The organism is Chryseobacterium sp. FH1, assembly GCF_000735135.1.
Classification (GTDB): domain Bacteria; phylum Bacteroidota; class Bacteroidia; order Flavobacteriales; family Weeksellaceae; genus Epilithonimonas.
Genome location: NZ_JPLZ01000006.1, coordinates 1,938,656 through 1,956,427, shown reverse-complemented (window position 1 = coordinate 1,956,427; position 17,772 = coordinate 1,938,656). Strand labels below are relative to the sequence as shown.

The 17,772-nt window shown below is 35.9% G+C and carries 19 protein-coding genes and 1 rRNA gene; 18 read left to right on the top strand and 2 right to left on the bottom strand.

Translation table 11 applies throughout. The annotated features are described in order from the left end of the window. Positions 1-14: 14 nt before the first annotated feature. The 5 genes from rrf (at position 15) to IO90_RS15820 (ending at position 3,823) form a co-directional block, all read left to right on the top strand. Positions 15-122, top strand: a 5S ribosomal RNA gene (gene rrf / locus IO90_RS15840). 300 nt (positions 123-422) lie between these two features. Next, the gene (locus IO90_RS15835; RefSeq protein WP_034968658.1) at positions 423-674 is read left to right on the top strand and encodes a DUF3853 family protein; all 252 of its coding nucleotides are present in this window, start codon (positions 423-425) and stop codon (positions 672-674) included. Between the two features lie 3 nt (positions 675-677). Beyond that, the gene (locus IO90_RS15830; RefSeq protein ID WP_034968655.1) at positions 678-1,397 is read left to right on the top strand and encodes a helix-turn-helix domain-containing protein; all 720 of its coding nucleotides are present in this window, start codon (positions 678-680) and stop codon (positions 1,395-1,397) included. A gap of 37 nt (positions 1,398-1,434) precedes the next feature. Continuing rightward, entirely contained in the window at positions 1,435-2,532 is a 1,098-nt protein-coding gene (locus IO90_RS15825) for a hypothetical protein (protein WP_034968651.1), read from the top strand. A 439-nt stretch (positions 2,533-2,971) separates the two neighbouring features. Next, positions 2,972-3,823: a toprim domain-containing protein gene (locus IO90_RS15820; protein ID WP_034969392.1), complete on the top strand. Its 852-nt coding sequence runs from the start codon at positions 2,972-2,974 to the stop codon at positions 3,821-3,823. Positions 3,824-4,131: 308 nt separating this feature from the next. On the opposite strand, the gene IO90_RS15815 is transcribed toward IO90_RS15820, so the two are convergent. Beyond that, on the bottom strand, positions 4,132-4,506 hold the full coding sequence (locus tag IO90_RS15815) for a winged helix-turn-helix transcriptional regulator (RefSeq protein ID WP_034969389.1): 375 nt from the start codon (positions 4,504-4,506) through the stop codon (positions 4,132-4,134). A 90-nt stretch (positions 4,507-4,596) separates the two neighbouring features. Between IO90_RS15815 and IO90_RS15810 the strand changes: the two genes are divergently transcribed. Next, positions 4,597-5,418, top strand: a complete 822-nt coding sequence (locus IO90_RS15810) for an alpha/beta hydrolase (protein WP_117596601.1) — start codon at positions 4,597-4,599, stop codon at positions 5,416-5,418. Positions 5,419-5,906: 488 nt separating this feature from the next. On the opposite strand, the gene IO90_RS15805 is transcribed toward IO90_RS15810, so the two are convergent. After that, positions 5,907-6,392, bottom strand: a complete 486-nt coding sequence (locus IO90_RS15805; protein WP_034969384.1) for a transcriptional regulator — start codon at positions 6,390-6,392, stop codon at positions 5,907-5,909. A gap of 284 nt (positions 6,393-6,676) precedes the next feature. Between IO90_RS15805 and IO90_RS15800 the strand changes: the two genes are divergently transcribed. The 12 genes from IO90_RS15800 to IO90_RS15745 all read left to right on the top strand — a co-directional run bounded on the left by IO90_RS15800 (position 6,677) and on the right by IO90_RS15745 (position 17,764). Beyond that, a complete protein-coding gene (locus tag IO90_RS15800; RefSeq protein ID WP_316931190.1) occupies positions 6,677-7,366 on the top strand; it encodes a YoaK family protein in 690 nt (229 codons plus the stop codon). Positions 7,367-7,979: 613 nt separating this feature from the next. Beyond that, entirely contained in the window at positions 7,980-8,735 is a 756-nt protein-coding gene (locus IO90_RS15795) for a hypothetical protein (protein ID WP_034968643.1), read from the top strand. Further along, on the top strand, positions 8,732-9,100 hold the full coding sequence (locus IO90_RS15790) for a hypothetical protein (protein ID WP_051878780.1): 369 nt from the start codon (positions 8,732-8,734) through the stop codon (positions 9,098-9,100). The genes IO90_RS15795 and IO90_RS15790 overlap by 4 nt, the downstream gene beginning before the upstream one ends. After that, complete coding sequence (locus IO90_RS15785) at positions 9,097-10,572, top strand: relaxase/mobilization nuclease domain-containing protein (RefSeq protein WP_034968640.1); 1,476 nt, start codon at positions 9,097-9,099, stop codon at positions 10,570-10,572. The genes IO90_RS15790 and IO90_RS15785 overlap by 4 nt, the downstream gene beginning before the upstream one ends. Before the next feature lie 76 nt (positions 10,573-10,648). Next, positions 10,649-11,299, top strand: coding sequence for a ParA family protein (locus IO90_RS15780; RefSeq protein ID WP_034968636.1), 651 nt, complete (start codon positions 10,649-10,651; stop codon positions 11,297-11,299). A gap of 45 nt (positions 11,300-11,344) precedes the next feature. After that, positions 11,345-11,914: a hypothetical protein gene (locus IO90_RS15775; RefSeq protein WP_034968632.1), complete on the top strand. Its 570-nt coding sequence runs from the start codon at positions 11,345-11,347 to the stop codon at positions 11,912-11,914. Positions 11,915-12,045: 131 nt separating this feature from the next. Further along, a complete protein-coding gene (locus tag IO90_RS15770; RefSeq protein ID WP_034968629.1) occupies positions 12,046-12,369 on the top strand; it encodes a DUF4134 domain-containing protein in 324 nt (107 codons plus the stop codon). A 1-nt stretch (position 12,370) separates the two neighbouring features. Further along, complete coding sequence (locus tag IO90_RS15765) at positions 12,371-12,685, top strand: DUF4133 domain-containing protein (RefSeq protein ID WP_034968627.1); 315 nt, start codon at positions 12,371-12,373, stop codon at positions 12,683-12,685. Then, positions 12,657-15,725 carry a TraG family conjugative transposon ATPase gene (locus IO90_RS15760; protein WP_034968625.1) on the top strand — a complete coding sequence of 1,023 codons (3,069 nt, stop codon included), beginning with the start codon at positions 12,657-12,659 and terminating at the stop codon, positions 15,723-15,725. The genes IO90_RS15765 and IO90_RS15760 overlap by 29 nt, the downstream gene beginning before the upstream one ends. After that, a complete protein-coding gene (locus IO90_RS15755; RefSeq protein WP_034968622.1) occupies positions 15,712-16,365 on the top strand; it encodes a hypothetical protein in 654 nt (217 codons plus the stop codon). Before IO90_RS15760 ends, IO90_RS15755 begins: the two co-directional genes overlap by 14 nt. An 8-nt stretch (positions 16,366-16,373) precedes the next feature. Further along, complete coding sequence (locus tag IO90_RS15750; protein ID WP_228374697.1) at positions 16,374-17,099, top strand: hypothetical protein; 726 nt, start codon at positions 16,374-16,376, stop codon at positions 17,097-17,099. A gap of 2 nt (positions 17,100-17,101) precedes the next feature. Next, positions 17,102-17,764 carry a hypothetical protein gene (locus IO90_RS15745; protein ID WP_034968616.1) on the top strand — a complete coding sequence of 221 codons (663 nt, stop codon included), beginning with the start codon at positions 17,102-17,104 and terminating at the stop codon, positions 17,762-17,764. The last annotated feature ends 8 nt before the right edge of the window (positions 17,765-17,772 follow it).

The window sequence follows — 17,772 nt, the reverse complement described above, 5'->3', positions numbered from 1 at the left end:
GTACGAACAGCCTTTAGGGTGGTTCTAGCAGAGGGGCTCACCTGTTCCCATTCCGAACACAGAAGTTAAGCCCTCTAGCGCCGATGGTACTGCGAAAGCGGGAGAGTAGGTCGCCGCCAGTTTTTTTCAAACGCTCATCATTCACTTGATGGGCGTTTTTTTTTGTTTAGTTAAGAAGAAATTCGCGATAATGAATGTGTATTATAACTTGTTTTTCGCCACTTTTAGCGGAGAAGCATGATTAAGTATAAATGTTTGATTAAAAAACTCTTAATTCATCGTACTTGAAAAAAATAATTTCGGTACTACCGAAAAACTACCGAAAGATATTTTAAGAAATTTTGAAATTTTGTAAAGCAAATTCGAATCGACTGATATGAACAACAAGCATTAACTCATTCAATTGCTAAAATATAATCAAAATGAAAAATATAGATCCGCAAACCCCTATATGGCAGTTGACCGTCGCAGAATTTTTAGAGGTTTCCAAGATTATCGGTTCTGAAAAAAAATATGAATACGGCTTAAAGGGTCTGGCGAAGATACTGGGATGTTCAGTTTCGAAAGCGTCAGAAGTCAAATCCTCCGGTATATTGGACAAGGCCATTATTCAAAGAGGGAATATCATCATTATAGACAAGGAGAAGGCTTTGGAGCTTTTCGGAAAACAATGATGAATGTATTACCTTGAACTCATTGAAAGATTTTGGATATTCAATCACAAAACAAAGCCGGGATCCACTGCCATTGCATTTTATCTTTACTTGTTGAAGACAGCGAAGAGTAGTGACACTTACGTTTTCAAAGTTTCCGATGCTGTTTTGAGTAGAGAGCTTAGAGTGACAAGGCAGACCGTAAGGAAAACAAAAGAAAGGCTTCAAGAATTGGGATTGATCCAGTTTCAAACTAGAAATGGACTTTCTGGGACTTATCGGCTGATATTGGATTACTCTCTTGGAAATAGTAGCCCTGAAACAACGAAGGTTTCTAAAGACTCAGCACTACCATCTTCTCAGAAGTCGGATAAGGATAACAAACATTCTTCGACTGATGTATTGATTGATGGGCAGGCAGGGAATAGAGATGATGAAATCAAAGCCTACTCGCCTGAATCTGTAAGTGACAATATTGAGATACCTCAGTTACCTGATTTTTTAAACTATGCAAAGACTTTGGCAGCTTATCAACCTTCACTGGACGTGATTATCAGGAATAAATATCAGACATGGAAAGACAACGGCTGGAAAAACAATTCTGGCAGGATCATTACCAATTGGAGGTCTTCATTGAAAAGTACGCTGCCTTTTATTAAAAATACCGCTCACGACAATCAGCTGTCACTGCACACCATTCCAGATATTAGACGTCCAAAGTCCAACTTGGATACTAACAAATAAACTTACATACAAAAAACTGGTTTAAAATAAGAATTTTATGGCATTTCGGGAAAAGGATTTGCGGCTGGTCCGTAAGACGTTTGAAGATAAATCTGAAAAGGATCCCGACAGGATCAGACTGGGGAATCATTTTGTGGACGACTTTATTTTTGAGGATCACGAGGCTGCTGATATCCCGATCAATGCCCTAAGGGTGATCTTCAATATCATTTCCATCATAAGCAGTGAGCAGTTTCGTCCTGAAGACCGACCGATACAGCTTTCATTATTCGATGAAGAGTTCGAGACCGACAACAACATATTCGCATCGATGAAGATCCGAAACAGCAAGATCTCGCCAAGCGGTTCCAGCAAGCAGGTCGTCGATGCCTACGAGTTTTTGGCCAGGTTCAAGATGGGATGGTACAGGTCGGTCAACTCCATAGGAAAAGAGATCAGAACCTTTGGAGGGCTCATCTCGACACCAACATACGATCAAAGGGGCTACACTACGTTTTTGATCAGCAGTTACTGGCTCAAGAAACTGATGGTCATACCTGAGTACAATTACGTCCTTTACAATCTGGTCTACAATATCCGTAACAACAAACATATCATATTTGCAATCTGGCTATCTAAGCTGCCCGAAAGTGGGACTGTTGTAAAGCGCTCCACATTGAATAAAAAGTTCGGACTTAATTACAGGACATCAAATGACCTTTGCTTTAAATTTTTGAAGCAGGCGCGATCGAGCCTAGACCGGTATAATAATCTGTCATTCACTTTCAGATACAAAAGAGATCTGATCTATATTGTTCCTTATCAGACAAAAACACTCAATGAGAAAGATCTGTCATCAAGTAACAGAGAGAGGCTTGAGATTACCAGAAGGTTGAGATACTTCAGGAAAAGATACGGTCTTCAGGAAAGCCAGATGGTCAATTTTTCGTACCAGTACAGGAACATTGCGCAGACGAGGGAACTGATCGAAAAAGCTTTCCGGGCGTTTATCAGAAAGAGCAGGTTGAAAGGTACAAGCTCAACGGAATCTCAGGGAAAGATGTTTCTGATTGAAATTCAGGAAATCATCATTACGCTGTACAAGGACTCTAGAATTGGAAAATTGATGCCGAACGGCTATCCTGTAATTCTTTGAATTCGGATTTGCGCTCATCCATTTTTCGGAATTGCAATCGTTCGGAAATCGGAATTGCACTCGCTTAAGTCAATATGAATCTTCTAAGTTGATAACTTGGCAATAGTTTCTCGGAATTGCACTCGTTGCGATGATGTGAAAATTTTTGGGATGGTGGATAACTGTCAAAATTGTTGATAAACTGTAAAAATGAATGCAAGCTGAAAAATAGATTCTGATTTGCACTCATTCCAAAGAAGGGAGTTTTCCGGATTTGAACTCATTTATTTATCGGAATGGTGCTCATCCGCAATTCGGAATAGCACTTATCTTGAATTAATGCCGATCGACCAGTCAGAAAGCATTCCGGAGATCGTATAAAAGTGCTTTAAAAATTGAGAAAAGTCTTTTTTTATTAAAAGGAATCGACAGAGGATATTTGCTTTTAAAAGAAAAAAAAATGAATTGTGAAAAAATTAAAAAGAGTCTAAGCATTAGAACGGTCCTCGAATCATTCAAGCTTTTTCCTGTGAAGGAAAACCGAAACACGGCCTTCTACTTTGCCTTGGACAGGGAGGAAAAAATTCCAAGCCTGTCGGTCGATTTTCTCAAAAATAAAGCTTTTGACTTTGGGACGGGTAAGAGTTACGATGTGATCTCCATTGTCCAGCAGATGAATAGATGTTCTGTTTCTGATGCATTAAACTATCTTAAGAAATTTGATCTTTCTGTTTCCGAAAACAAACCTGTCAAAGATATTGATAACGGTAAACGTTATGAGATTACCCAAATTGATAATGTTAGACATCCTGCATTGATTCTATATCTAAAATCCAGAAAAGTTTATGAGCAAAGGAATTTGGTCAAAGAGATCTCTTATCGAATAGATGATAAAAAGTTCTTTGGTATAGGCTTTCTGAATGATTCCGGAGGATATGAAATTCGAAACAGATATGCCAAGATCTGTTTGGGTCTAAAGGATGTTACCTGGATAGGAGGCAAGGGGAACAAGAATAGTGAAGTTAATGTTTTTGAAGGTTTCTTTGATTATCTCACCTACAGGAATATTGAAAAAAAGGAAGATTCAATGTCGGACCATTTGATACTTAATTCTACTGCTATGCTTTTTAAGGTGAAGAACAAATTAAAGGATTACGATAAAATTTCTCTCTTCCTTGACAATGATTCTAATGGTAAAGCTGTCACGAAAATGATTCAAAATGATCACAATAGCGTGGAAGACTGTTCAGTGTTATATCAAAATTTTAAGGACTTAAATGAATGGTGGCTTAACAGCTTGATAGAATACTGATATCAGAATTTAACCTTTTCAGCCTGAAAGTTTGTCCAATGAAATCTCGGCGGAAAAAAGCTAGAGATGTGTAGATGCTTAGGATTAAAAATCTGTAACTTTAGATTATTCATTAAAGATGACAAAAAACGAAAAGCAAAATAGAAACGTCAAAAATAGAAAGACGGTACTTGTCTGTTACCAACTGCCATAAGTACTAGATTGAACAGACAACCCGCTTTTTATTTGTCAGGTAAAATGCCGGGATAAAACATGTTAAGTTGCACAAAAAATGTAGGCAAGAATGATGATGTATATTAATCGTATTTCTACATAGAGCAAACTGAAATTTCTTTTCCCTCTGCATAATTCTTACCCCAATCGCATAAGTGTTCCAAGATAGGAACCAAGTCATAACCTTTGTTCGTTAGTACATATTCTATCCCGACTGGAACAGTTTCTGGAATTTCTTTTTTAATAATGATTGCGTGTGTCTCCAACTCTTTAAGTTGTCTGCCTAAAACCTGTTCAGATATATTTGGCAATTGTCTTTTCAGCAAATGGAAGCGGTTACTTCCTTGAGAAATGGAATAGACAATTTGAGATTTCCAACGTCCGCCAATCATAGCAATCGCTGAATTTAATTCACAAACCTGAAACAAGAATTGTTCATTTATTGCATTGGTTGAATTTTCTTTACGCATAACCATCTTTTTTTTTGCCACTCACAATTTTGTTCGTTATTGCGCAGAACGAAATGCTTGTGGAATTTTGCATTAACAAAAATACAAAATATGACTAAGTTAATATTGATGATGATTGGTGTATATTCATCAATCTCCTTACAGGCACAGGAAAAGTGGTCCTTAAAATCGGAGTATTTATCACACTCTGACACAGTTCTAGTTTACAAGCCAAAAATATATAATGAAACCGAAAAATATCCTTTGGTTTATCTGCTTCACGGTTACAGCGAAAACTACAAACAATGGTCTCAGACAGCAGATTTACAAAAATTGGCTGATCAGTACGGTTTTATTATCGTCACTCCAGATGGTTTCACTTCTTACTATATCAACAGCCCGATTGACAAAGGTTCTCGTTATGAGGATTTTTTCTTCAACAAGTTAGTACCGAAAGTACATCAGTCTTTTAATATTGATGAAAAAAATATTTTTATAAGCGGTTTAAGTATGGGCGGTTATGGTTCGTTAAGGTATTTCATCTTACACCCTGACTACTTTAACACTGCAGGTTCTACCAGTGGTGCTTTAGAAATTGATTACTCAGATTTACAGAAAGTAAGCCAATTGTTTTGGCAGAACAACAGAATGACACGTGACTTAATAAAAAATCTTGGAAACCCTAAAAATGCAGATTGGAACAAATACAGCATATCAACATTATTATTGCAAAATCCGAACTTCACAAAACCTTTCATTTTTGACTGCGGAACACACGATGTTTTATATTCTCACTCCGAAAATTTAAAAGCATTAACTGATCGTCTAGAAATCCCGACAACTTTCATAAGTCAGCCTGGCAATCATAATACCGAATATTGGAATAGGTCAATCGAGCAGCATTTTGTGTATTTCAACCAACATATTAAATAGAATAAAAAATTAGTCTCTTCCCCATTTTGCATTTTTTCGTAAGTTTTTCATTTTCGGATAATTTTGATACGAGTAATTATGTATCATAATGCGCTCAATTAATTTGCGATAATCTCTTCTGTGGTTGCAAGTCTAATTTCATTCAATATTAGAACAGACCTTACGAAGATATTTGTTTAATAGATGTCAAGTCTTACAGTATTATCTTTATCAGTTCCGGTGAGATAGGATTTTTCCATTGCCGGTTCAAGATCACCGGAAAAGTCTACATAGGCAAATGCAGATCTGAGAGAAGTGTAAAGTTCTTTAAATCAGTATTTCAGTAAGGAGCATCAGAGAACAGGTCAATGTCTATGGGGATATGGTGACCTATTTAATACTATACGATGTGCCTCCTACCAGCCTGAAATGTTTGAAGGCTTCCGAGGCCATCAGAATTTGCAGGCATTTTTTCAGCAATTCATTTACGGTTTTATAGTACATGCTGATCATCGCGATTTTTTATGAAGCTTCATTGGTTGCGAAGTGGTAGACTTTAATGCTGTTTCAACTTTTCTTTTTCCGTAAAAACGGATGATCTCATTTTTTTCATCGTCATTTCCACGTTCAAAAACCCTGTTTATAACTGCTTTATGCTGTCTGATCCAATCTATTTTGTCAACATCAGTATCCCAGAACAAAGATCGGCGATCAACTGACAGTTTTGGCGTTTCTTTCATTTTATCCTTTTCAATCTTGATGTCATAATAACTTTGAAGGATAACGATGCTACCTTCTTCCAGCTGAAGTTCCTTTTCTATCTTTAGTGCCAATGGAATAGGAATCTTTCTTTTACCGTTTGTGATATTATTAATGGTCTGAGCAGATTCACCGATAGATAAAGCAAAAGGACGCTTTTTGAGCGAACGCTTTTCCAGCTCTCGTTCAAGAACGATTCCCGGGTGTATTCCTTTGTATTTTATCAGGGATTTCATACTAAAAATATAAACAAATTTGTTTACATATTGAGAATCATTGAATGTGTCAAAGAATTCAAAAAGACGATCGCTTTTATCTTGTATTGCCACTTCCATTTAATTTTATCTTATGAATCTACTTATGGCTGCATTTTACATTTAAATACAATTTTTTTTCATAATCAGATCTCATGTATGCTATACGATCCCTGATTTTAGGTCATTTTTCGTAAATTTACGCTTAAGAATATTATATGTTTAGACACAAAGGCAAGGGTCGTACCTACTCCCACAATCTTAAATTGGCTTCAATCTTATCAACTGTTGCTGGAATTGTCAATATTGTCGGGGTTTTATCGGTACATGTTTTGACGACCAATGTAACAGGTCATTTTGCTTTTTTTTCCGAACAGTTGTTCTTGAAAAGCTATGATACTTCTTTCATTTATTTGTACTATATTTTTGTTTTTCTGCTAGGAGCATTCCTATCTGGTCTGATAGCCGAATCTTCAGTAGACAAAAGATCCCATACTTCATATAGCATTCCTCTTCTGATAGAAATTTCTATTATGTCATCTTTAGGATTTTCTTCTTTTCTACCTATCAACGGAAATCAATCATTGTCCATTGTCATATCCTCAGCCTTGCTACTATCGATGGGCCTACAGAATGCATTGGTGACCAGAGTGTCACAATCAGTAGTAAGAACAACTCACCTGACTGGCTTATTTACCGATCTTGGGACAGATCTTTCCAAATTGTTTTTCCGTAGAGAAAAGTCGGAATCCGTAAAATTGAATAAAAGTATTTTTTTGAAATTGACCATCATTGGCTGCTTTTTTCTGGGAAGCACGCTAGGTGGATTCGGATATAGATATTTTGAATTAAAAACACTTTTTATCCCAGTCTTCTTTTTAATTCTGGCATTGTGGTATGATAGGATATTATTTCGTTTTTATACTATGAAAAGAAGATATAAGCAGTCTGAATAATCTCTAACGAATCTATTGAAGTAAGTGGTCCATATCACCTGTGTAAAATAATTCAACAGTCGTAGATGACCTGTGCAAAATGATATCAGGTGATTCAAAATATTTTGTAGAATAATTGCAGGTGCAATTCAAATCTGTACAAAGTAATACCAGCTAACCTAGGTCTAGAATTTAATAGATCAAACTTTATTATATCTGATCTTTAAAAAGTAAGGTCATGGTTATAAATGCCTAAAACAGCATCAGGTATTTGTTGAACCTGAATGAAATAAGATCAGATTTAATTGTGACTTAAATACTGGGTTTTTAAAACCTTTTTAGCAAGATGTGTCTTTGTACGTACAAACTTTTCAAGTTTTATTACAATGACGATCTTGCCTTTTTTGCAAAACGGGTAAAAAACTGCGGAACTTGTTTTTTATAATATCAAGAGAATAGATTCTAGATTCAACGTAATCTTTCTTTTTTAACCTCCAACTTTTCCAACTACATCTAAACAGTTCGTATTTAGACCAAACCCTTTGACTGATATTGTTTTACGGGTTTTTTTCGCTCAATTTTGTCTCAGAAATTTTAATCAAAATACTAATGAGCAAATTCAATCGATGGACAGGTGGGCATCAATACCCAGACTCCTGAAACAACGTTAGAAGTTGTAGGAAAACCAAATGATAGTGATCATTATGACGGTATTATTCCTCCAAAAATAACAGGAGACCAGCTAGCCGGAAAAAGATATTCCTCATCAAAAAAGGGAGCCATTGTTTACGTGACTCAACCTGCGTCACATCTTTTGGGGCAAGTCATTCACATTGTAGAGGAAGGTTACTATTATTTCAATGGACAGTATTGGAATCAGATGTTTAAGGAGCCTAATTATTACGATGCTGTCATCGTATTGGACGAAACACTTTCTGCAAATACTATTTCTGAACAAACCTCGTGGAAATCATACCTTCCTTTTCCTACAAATCCTCGGCAACATACATTATCTACTAAAATTTATAGGTTAGGAACATCAGGTCTTGGAATAACTGGGCAAATTGATGCGAGGCGAATAGGAACAATTGGCTATTTGGATGTTAGTATAATTTGTTCAACACCCATCACTTCAAACTATGTTATACTGAATCTTTCAAAACCACTGCGGGATTTAGGTTTTATGTCGGATGGCAATGTGGGCTCACTAAACAATATTTTAGTAAGTGGAAACTCAAATTTAATTAGTTCAGGAATAGAGCAGGGCATTATTTCATTAACTAACGTTGATTTCAATCTGCTTCTTTGGAAAAATCAGATCGAAAAATTCAACGGTACTATAAGTGGCATGACCACTTTTCCAATTAATTATCTGAATGTAATTGAATGATAGATAAGAAGGATTTTAATAAGAAAAGTAGCGTTAAAATAAGAATTTCCATCATCCAAAAAGAAAAATGGAAAAAAGTCTGTTTAGAAAAACAAATCTCCTTAACAAGTCTAATTATTAATTCTGTTGAAAACAGAATGATGGATGACGAAAGGAGAAAAGTATTAACGTTCATTGAAAAACAAGATAATATTTTCGGAAAAATTGAGACCAACATCAACCAAGTTGCAAAAATAGCAAATGGTCAGAAGTTTATCAGCGAAAGTAAACTCAGTAGTTTTTCGGATAAGTTATCAGAGATCATCATTCTGAAAAAAGAACAAAACGAAATCTTTACAAGAATCTATGCAGAGCTATCAAGATGATTGTTAAGATTATTAATCCGGCAGGTTCCAGTTTTCCCGCAGTCAATTATAACGATAAGAAAATTGATAAAGGTACTGGAGAATTAATGCTGATGAAAAATTTTCCTTCATTCATCAATAGATCGAGCAGTAAGAAACAAGTAAGAAGCTATTTGCGAGCTATTTCTATTGGGAACAATAAAATATTGAAGCCCCAATTTCACGCGATGATTTCTACGAAATTCCAAGAACACTCGAAGGAAGAACTGACTAAGATTGCGGGGGATTTTATGGATGAAATGAAGTATGGCGAACAGCCTTTTATTGTGGTTTTTCATAAGGATACAGATAACAATCACGTACACATTGTTTCTACCAGGGTCGATAAGCAGACAGGCAAGAAGATCAATGATAGTTATGAAAAGCTTAAAGCCCAAAAAGCATTAAGCGTTACAATGGAAAAATTGTATGGTCAGAAACCGGAAGAAGAACTAGAAAAACTACTGAACTACAAAATAAGTTCGCTTAGTCAGTTGGAAACTTTACTAGGCAGAAATGGTTACAGGATAGGCAAAAACACAAATGATGAAAATTTTTTAAACATTTTAAAAAACGGAGTAACACAAAAAACTATTAGAGGGGACCAGATTGTCTTTGATAACAGCAAAAATGATAAAAGGGCAAAGCAGATCAAAGCTATAGTATGCAAATACAAAGAATTGTATTCCACAAAGGTTTTTAAAGTAGAAGACAATAGGCAACAGCAATCGATGCTCCCAAAGGAAAATTTACAAAACAATGATCTGAGAGTAAAAATCACTTTTGAAAGTGAGATCCAAAAAAAGATGAAGGATGTTTTCGGGATCGATATGGTTTTCCATAATAAAGAAGATAAAAATCCTTTTGGGTACACCGTGATCGACCATAAAACAGGAAAATTATATAAGGGAAGTGATATTCTGAAAATGGACGAGGTGTTTGAATTAACTTCCGACATGCTGGATAAGAAGACTTTTGAAATCCTGAAGGATTATAATATTCGCAGCCAGGAAACAAAAAAGCTCCTGATTGAATTTTTTAAGAAGAATAATCCGGAAGCAGAAATCAAGGACTTTATGCTTTTTGAAAACCGAGGAAAAAAAGATCTGGAAACCTATCGAAAAGTTCAGTTTGAAGTGAAGGATTTCATTAAAAATAAAAAAAACACAAATGATGAAAAAAATATTGCAATTACCAAAGGCGAGGACGGAAAGCTGTTTGCGGTTCATACACGGTTCCATTTTATCGGAGAGCTACGATCATTAATTGGAGAAAAGGAATATCACAAATTTCTGAATCCGATGCAAGCAAATGAAAACAGAACTGAAAATAATGAAAGGAATCAACTAAGTAAAGTTGTCAATGAAATGTTGTTTGAATGGATGAAAAGTTCAGGAGTAACAAAAGATCCTGCCGAAAACGGACTCAAAAAAAGACGAAAAAAAAGAAGATAAAGTTGACGGTTGCCGGTTTTTATAAAAATTATGTTCGTTCCAACAACAATCAACTAAAAACAATCAACTAAACCCAATGATCATAACATTTGCCACACAAAAAGGAGGAACTGGAAAAACAACATTAGCCATTGCTTTTGCCAATTACATTTCTGCACTTTCGGAAAGGAAAATTAATGTGTTTGACTTTGATTACCAGAAATCCTTTTACTACAAATGGAAAGATGATGAATTATCGGAAAGTCCGAAATTGTATGAAGTGGAAATTATTGGCGATGATGACCAACAGCCATTTGCAGACTTTGAGACCCTCATTAATTTAAAAGAGAGCGATGAGATTAATCTCTTTGATCTGGCTGGAACATTAGATGCAAAATACAGCGATTTGCTCATTTACAGTGATTTTATCGTGATTCCGTTTGAATATTCAGATGTTTCTATCAAATCAACCTTGGTCTTTATTAATATGCTGGGACTACTGGAAAGTGAGGCTGAAAGAGTATTTATCCGTTCCAAATATGATAAAGGCTACAAGTATCTGAATCAGGAAGGAATGGACATTGAGCTGAAAAAATTCGGATTGCTCTTGGAAAATCCTGTATTCAAAAAAAACGCCCTGCAAAAGATTGATACCAGAAAGCTGACCTACGAACAAAAATATGGGGTACGAAGATCTTTCGATGAATTGATAGAATATATTAATCAGACATTGAAGATCACCCTCTGAAATAAAAAATATACCTAAGTACTAATCTCTATAATCTCAGTAAAAATGATAAAAATCTCACTTTGCATCTTGGCTATTTATCTGACCTATTACTCCGGAAATATCTTATACGATCTGTTTCTGAAAAAAGAAAGAGAAACCTACAAAGATGAGGCTGAGGAATTTTCTTTGTCCGAAATTTCTGAACAGTACGAAGATCTTACAAAAAATGTAGGTATTGAAGATGTAGAAAATCTCAACACACCAAAATCCTATATTAAAAATCCAATCGATTCTGACATCATTGAAGGAAATGAAGAAAGACAAGATTTGGAGTATTTGAGGGAATTATTTGAATCCGAACAAAACCTGGATGAATTCGACAACCCATCAAAAAAGGATTTTACTGAAATTGAAAACCAATCACATCCTGAAAAAGCTGAAACAAGCGAAGTAGATGTTGATCAGACGGAAAAGATATCAACCGAAAAGGAAAATCAGAAACCTAGCGAAGTGATTGAAAACCAGAAAACTTCCAGAAGTATGGAATGGAAAGCGATGCTCAACCTTTCCGAAACCTTGGTTCAACTGGTAGCGAATTACGATGGGTATAAGGTTTATCAATCCACGATGTAGTTAGCCAACCTAATCAATAGTTAACATACTGCTTTTTAGACATAACAACGGATTAAAATCCGTTGACTGGGATTCCTAGGCCCAAAATTTAGCACTCAATTGATTATTAACCCCTTATAAAATTTTTAAATATGAAGAAAAAGTTTTTCACAAAAAACGTGACAACAAAAAAAGTTCTAACCCTTGCGTTGGCAATTATGGCAATAACTCCTGCATTTGCACAAGGAGGAGCCACAGCAATCTCGAATGCAGCAAGTGATATCACCGATTATTGGGATCCAGTAAAGCTGATCTTGAAAGCAGTAGGAGGATTAGTCGGTTTCATCGGAGGTCTTCGAGTGTATAACAAATGGACAAATGGCGACCAGGATGTCAACAAGGAGATCCTTGGTTATGGAGGAGCAATGATCTTCCTGCTTGTGGTTCCGGAATTTGTAACCGCATTCTTCGCCTAACATGGGATTCTATCTCTACAAGGGGCTCAAAAAGCCCCTTGTATTCTTCGGACTGAAAGGGAAATACATCTTTTATGCAGTCGGCGTTATTGGAGGCGGAGTGGTCTCGGCAATGATACTATCCAAGTTTGGTCTATTAGGTTCTTTACTGGGAATAGCTGTCACCGCAGGAGGTGTTTATCTTATTTTCAAAAGACAGGACAAGAACGGTCTATACGACAAGACAAAAAACTTTGATCAGATCTTAATTTTTCCAAAAAGGTTAGACAATAAAAAAATTCTAAAGAATGGCAGCAACAAAAAAACAAGTATTTAGTATCCCATTTATAGGATATGACTATGGAAAAGATTTCAATTGGGATCTTGATGTTCTCTTCGGACAGTATGGAAATCCTATCATAGGTATTAGAATTAAAAATATTGTCGAACAATATTCGGCAGATCCAGACAGCTATATCAATTTTCATACAGTTTTAAACCAGGTTATCTCAATTATTGGGGAGGGAAGAATCGTTCAAAAGCTCGATATCTTTTCCAAGAAAAAATATGCTGCAGAGAAATCAAACCAATTTTTGCAGCAAAAATATTCTGAACATTTTGAAGGTCGGCTTTTCAAAACCATTGAAACGATGCTTTTGTTTACCGATATCGTAGATGACAAGCTGAAAAAGAAAATGAAACATTATCATTTTTCAGATAAAAGCTACAAGGAATTACGGGACAAATGTCAGAAAGTGTTTATGCTTTTGAAACAGAATGATTGTGAGCCTGAGTTTTTATTTGAGAGAGATTTTGAATATTACATTTCAGGAGTTTTATCAATGCAGTTCAATGATTCGCCAACATTTGACAATATAAAGAGTACCAATGAATTTTTGCAGATCGGAAACCGGTTCGTAAAGAACATTTCTTACGTCGATGTAGAAAATATAGATCTGCCACAGGAAATTGAACCATATTCTATTCTTGGAGGAAATGGTGCGGCATCAGAGACGGCAGTGGACAATTTTAGTTTTATCAATGAACTGGAAGACTATGAGACCATCGTTTATAATCAGGTGATCACCATTCCACTTCAGGCACAACAGCAAAGAGAACTCGACAAAAAAAAGAAAAAGCACGAAGGCGCAGCTAGCAACTCGCCATCTAATGCCATTATCGCAGAGGAGATTCAGACACTGCTTCACAATATAGCAACTGATGGACAACTCGTTGTGAATGCTCATTTTTCCATTCTTTTTTCTGCAAACTCACTAGAGAAAATGGAAAACATTCAGTCGATGATTGAAAATAAACTTTTCACAAAAGGAATCATTGTTTCTAAAAATGCCTACAACCAATTGGAACTCTGGCGCTCGGCCATTCCGGGCAATGCGACAGAACTCAGGGAGTACGATCTATTTATGACGACAAGCGAAGCGGCCTTGTGTTTTTTTTTTAAGGAGAGTTACCCGGTCAACGAAGAATCAAACTTCTATTTGAGATTTACAGACAGGCAAGGCGTTCCGCTAAAAGTAGATCCTTCAGATCTGCCAATGAAAACAGGAAGGATCAACAACAGGAACAAATTTGTACTAGGACCATCAGGTTCCGGAAAGTCATTCTTGATGAACAATATCATTGAGCAGTATTTGACCTACAATTATGATGTGGTCATTGTTGATACAGGAGATTCCTATTCGGGAACCTGCAAATATAAGGGAGGAAGATACATCCAATACACAGAAGAAAAACCGATTACTATGAATCCTTTTCTGATGGATAAGAAAGAATTTAACATCGAAAAAATCGAATTTTTGACCAACCTCATCTTCCTTATCTGGCAAGGTCCGGATTCCGCAATGTCATCCGCACAAAAATCCATTTTAGACAATGTGTTGATGTCGTATTACCATCAGTATTTCAATTCGGGAACGTCTTGGTATAAAAATAAAACTTCTGAAGAACTCATTCTATATCTGGGTAAATATAACATTCACGAAGATGATCTTTTTTCTGAATATGAAAACGAAGCCAAAGGGCAGCATACTTACTATGACATTTTGGGAATTACTTTCGGTGCCAGTTCCGATGAAATAAAGGAAGCGGGAAGAAAATTGTTGAAATTTTATCATCCTGACAAGAACATCAATAACCCGGAATATGAAAGCGAAAATTTCTATAAAGTTTATGAAGCATATGACACACTGAATGATGAAGAAAAAAGGAAGATATACGACGAAACGCAGTTGATTTTAATCAAATCGAGTGACATCATCAGGCAACCCATATCAGCTGAAGAATGGAACCAATCTTTTAGAAAAGCAATCATCAGGAAAATTAAGAAACTGGAAGAAAAGCTGACCGTTACAGAACTTTCATTCAACGGATTTTATGATTATTGTGATCAATTTCTTCCTATTTACCTGAATAATAAGAAGCATCATATCATAGAGAAGGAATTTAATTTACGGACATTTTTGTTTGTGCTGAAAGACTTTTACAAAGGCGGAAGGTACGGAACGACGCTAAACGAAAGTGCAGATAATACGCTGTTTGACGAATCTTTCATCGTTTTTGAAATTGATAATGTAAAGGACAATCCCAAACTCTTTCCGATAGTTACGCTCATTATTATGGACACCTTTATTCAGAAAATGCGCCTTAGAAAAGACCGCAGAAAAGCCCTGATCATAGAAGAAGCGTGGAAGGCAATAGCGAGTAAACTGATGGGAGGCTACATTCTTTATTTATATAAAACGGTGAGGAAATTTTGGGGAGAAGCGGTGGTAGTCACTCAGGAACTTGATGACATTATAGGTAATGCAGTTGTAAAAGATTCCATCATCAATAATTCAGACACTTTTATCTTGCTTGACCAGACCAAATTCAAAGATAATTTTGATAAGATCGCCTCATTGCTTTCACTCAATAAAGTAGAGCAAAACAAGATTTTCACCATCAATAATCTCAATAATAAATTCGGTAGAAGCCGGTTCAAAGAATTCTATTTAAAAAGAGGTTCAAAAGGAGAGGTCTATGGTAATGAGGTTTCCTTGGAGCAATATTTAACCTATACCACAGAAAAACCGGAGAAATCAGCAGTTGAGTATTATGTTCATCAATATGGCGACTATGATGAAGCATTGCGCAGAATAATTGGTGATCTCAAAATCTTCGGAGATAGTCTCGAAAACTTGGTGTCACTCGTAAACTTATATCAAAATCCTCTGGATCAAAAAATCAATTCCTTTTACAGAATGATGAAAAAAGAACACAGAGGGATGAATGTTTTCAAAGTCATCTCGCAGGAATTAGAAGACCATAATATTAGTTTTTCAGAATTCATAAATAAACAACAGTATGAAAAAGTTTAGCATTTTATTTTTAGGTTTTGGAAGTTTCCTCTATTCGCAAAATACTTACATCGATCCTACCGTAACGGCAGCAATGATTCTCTATTCAGAAAATCTAAAAGCCAAACAGAATGAAGTCATCGAAGAAACATCCAAATTAAAGGATGCCCAAACTTGGGTGGGTACTCAGATGGTTGCAGCCAATGATATTCAGAATAAAATATTGAAAGGCCTGAAAGAAGTTTCAGGGACCTTACAAAACGGGATCCAGGTACAGCAGATCTATTCGGAGTTGGAAAAATGTTACAGTTATTCTTCACAAGTTGTCCAGTTGGCGTCACAACATCCTCAGTATGCTATTTTCGGAACAAAGGCATCACAGAAGACCTACGAGCAAAGCTTGAAAATAATAACTGACATATCAGACATACTGGCCTCCGGAGAACTGAATTTGGCTACTGCAGGAGACCGATACAAGATCCTGCATAATATTTCAGGTAATGTCAAAAATCTGAAATTATGGCTTTTGGCTATAAAATTAAGGCTGGAAAAAGCAAATCGATTAGGATTTTGGAATTCAATTAATCCATTTGCCGGATACATCAATACAGACAAAGCTATTGTTGAAAATATAATGAACAGGTACAAAAGAAATTTTTAAATTTTTCTATGATGAAATCTAAGAATGAGATTCGCCGCCTATGCGTATGCAAAAAGAAACTTGTTTTCAGTTTGCTAATTCCTGCAGTTTATTTCGTGCTGACATCTTCTGGTGGCGGCTCTACTCCTGCCTGGCAACAGGAAAATGTTTCCTTTCCGATGATGGACATAGAAATTAATGCTACGATGAAAGAGCACGACAGGCAAAAGGAAATGCGTCAAAAACAAATCGAAAATGCTACTATAGAAACCGCCAATAAAACTCAATGGAACAACTTCAAAGATAAGATCATCAAAATTCAAGACAGATTGCGAATTGTTTCATTTGCTATTCAGGCAGTACCAACTGGAATTGCAATGAGCAGGGAAGTAACAAAAATTACCAACAATCAATCCGCCATTATCAATGAAATAAATGATGCGCCTTATTCAATCATTGCGGTATTGCCTTCCCAGATTCAATTTGTAGATGATCTTCAAATGGTGATAAGGCTCGTAATGGGTATCGTGATCTCTTATGGAGCCATCAATCAGATGGAAACATCAGAACGTAAATTATTGCTAGACTATGCTTTGGGCGAATTAAAGTCAATAAGCAGAAATTCTACGCATATGCTTCTGAAGATAAGGGATATAAAAGCCAAAGTAAAACGCAATAAAAGAGCATTCCAGTATTATGTCAACAGAGATAAGCAAGTAGTGGAAAGCATCATGGATCACATCAAATCTTTTTAGAAATGAAGAAAATAGTAACCATTGGAATGATAGTGTTTTCAGCAAGTACTTTTAGTAGCCAGCAAATAGTTATTAACGATAAACTTCTGTCACAGATCACAGTAAACCACGGCGTTCGGTTAGGAAGCGAGCAAACATTTCTGGATTCATATGAAAAGCAGAAAGAACTATATGATGACATCAATAATAAAATAACGCAAATCATTGCAATCCAAGAGTACATCTATCAACAGCTGAAAAATGTCAACTCGGCGCTTACCCAGAGTAAAAAACTTATCTACCTCTATCAATATCTAGGTAAAATCGTGACAAACTCCAATAAAATGCTGGATCTATCCGCACAGCATCCTGAATATTCAATACTCATTTCAAAATATTATGTTGAAATCGGGAAGCAAACATTGAAGCTTCAGCAAGAAGTTACCCAGGATATTCTCAATGAAGACAAAGATTTTCTGATGGATGCGATGGATAGAGAAATGCTTATTGAAAAGATCTTTACCCGTGTCAGAAATATCAATGGAAATATTCTTTACATCAATCTACGCTTAGAGAATGCCAAGAAGATCCCTTATCTGTATCAGGTTCCGGTTCTCCGAAATTACATCAATATAGACAAAGCCATTGTTGGCGACATCATCAAAAAATACAATCACATCTTTTAATTCAAATT

Bases quoted from the DNA above. Each gene is read 5' to 3' on its own strand.
- IO90_RS15835 (WP_034968658.1), top strand. From the start codon at position 423: ATGAAAAATATAGATCCGCAAACCCCTATATGGCAGTTGACCGTCGCA.
- IO90_RS15830 (WP_034968655.1), top strand. From the start codon at position 678: ATGTATTACCTTGAACTCATTGAAAGATTTTGGATATTCAATCACAAA.
- IO90_RS15825 (WP_034968651.1), top strand. From the start codon at position 1,435: ATGGCATTTCGGGAAAAGGATTTGCGGCTGGTCCGTAAGACGTTTGAA.
- IO90_RS15820 (WP_034969392.1), top strand. From the start codon at position 2,972: ATGAATTGTGAAAAAATTAAAAAGAGTCTAAGCATTAGAACGGTCCTC.
- IO90_RS15815 (WP_034969389.1), bottom strand. From the start codon at position 4,506: ATGCGTAAAGAAAATTCAACCAATGCAATAAATGAACAATTCTTGTTT.
- IO90_RS15810 (WP_117596601.1), top strand. From the start codon at position 4,597: ATGACTAAGTTAATATTGATGATGATTGGTGTATATTCATCAATCTCC.
- IO90_RS15805 (WP_034969384.1), bottom strand. From the start codon at position 6,392: ATGAAATCCCTGATAAAATACAAAGGAATACACCCGGGAATCGTTCTT.
- IO90_RS15790 (WP_051878780.1), top strand. From the start codon at position 8,732: ATGATAGATAAGAAGGATTTTAATAAGAAAAGTAGCGTTAAAATAAGA.
- IO90_RS15785 (WP_034968640.1), top strand. From the start codon at position 9,097: ATGATTGTTAAGATTATTAATCCGGCAGGTTCCAGTTTTCCCGCAGTC.
- IO90_RS15780 (WP_034968636.1), top strand. From the start codon at position 10,649: ATGATCATAACATTTGCCACACAAAAAGGAGGAACTGGAAAAACAACA.
- IO90_RS15775 (WP_034968632.1), top strand. From the start codon at position 11,345: ATGATAAAAATCTCACTTTGCATCTTGGCTATTTATCTGACCTATTAC.
- IO90_RS15770 (WP_034968629.1), top strand. From the start codon at position 12,046: ATGAAGAAAAAGTTTTTCACAAAAAACGTGACAACAAAAAAAGTTCTA.
- IO90_RS15765 (WP_034968627.1), top strand. From the start codon at position 12,371: ATGGGATTCTATCTCTACAAGGGGCTCAAAAAGCCCCTTGTATTCTTC.
- IO90_RS15760 (WP_034968625.1), top strand. From the start codon at position 12,657: ATGGCAGCAACAAAAAAACAAGTATTTAGTATCCCATTTATAGGATAT.
- IO90_RS15755 (WP_034968622.1), top strand. From the start codon at position 15,712: ATGAAAAAGTTTAGCATTTTATTTTTAGGTTTTGGAAGTTTCCTCTAT.
- IO90_RS15750 (WP_228374697.1), top strand. From the start codon at position 16,374: ATGATGAAATCTAAGAATGAGATTCGCCGCCTATGCGTATGCAAAAAG.
- IO90_RS15745 (WP_034968616.1), top strand. From the start codon at position 17,102: ATGAAGAAAATAGTAACCATTGGAATGATAGTGTTTTCAGCAAGTACT.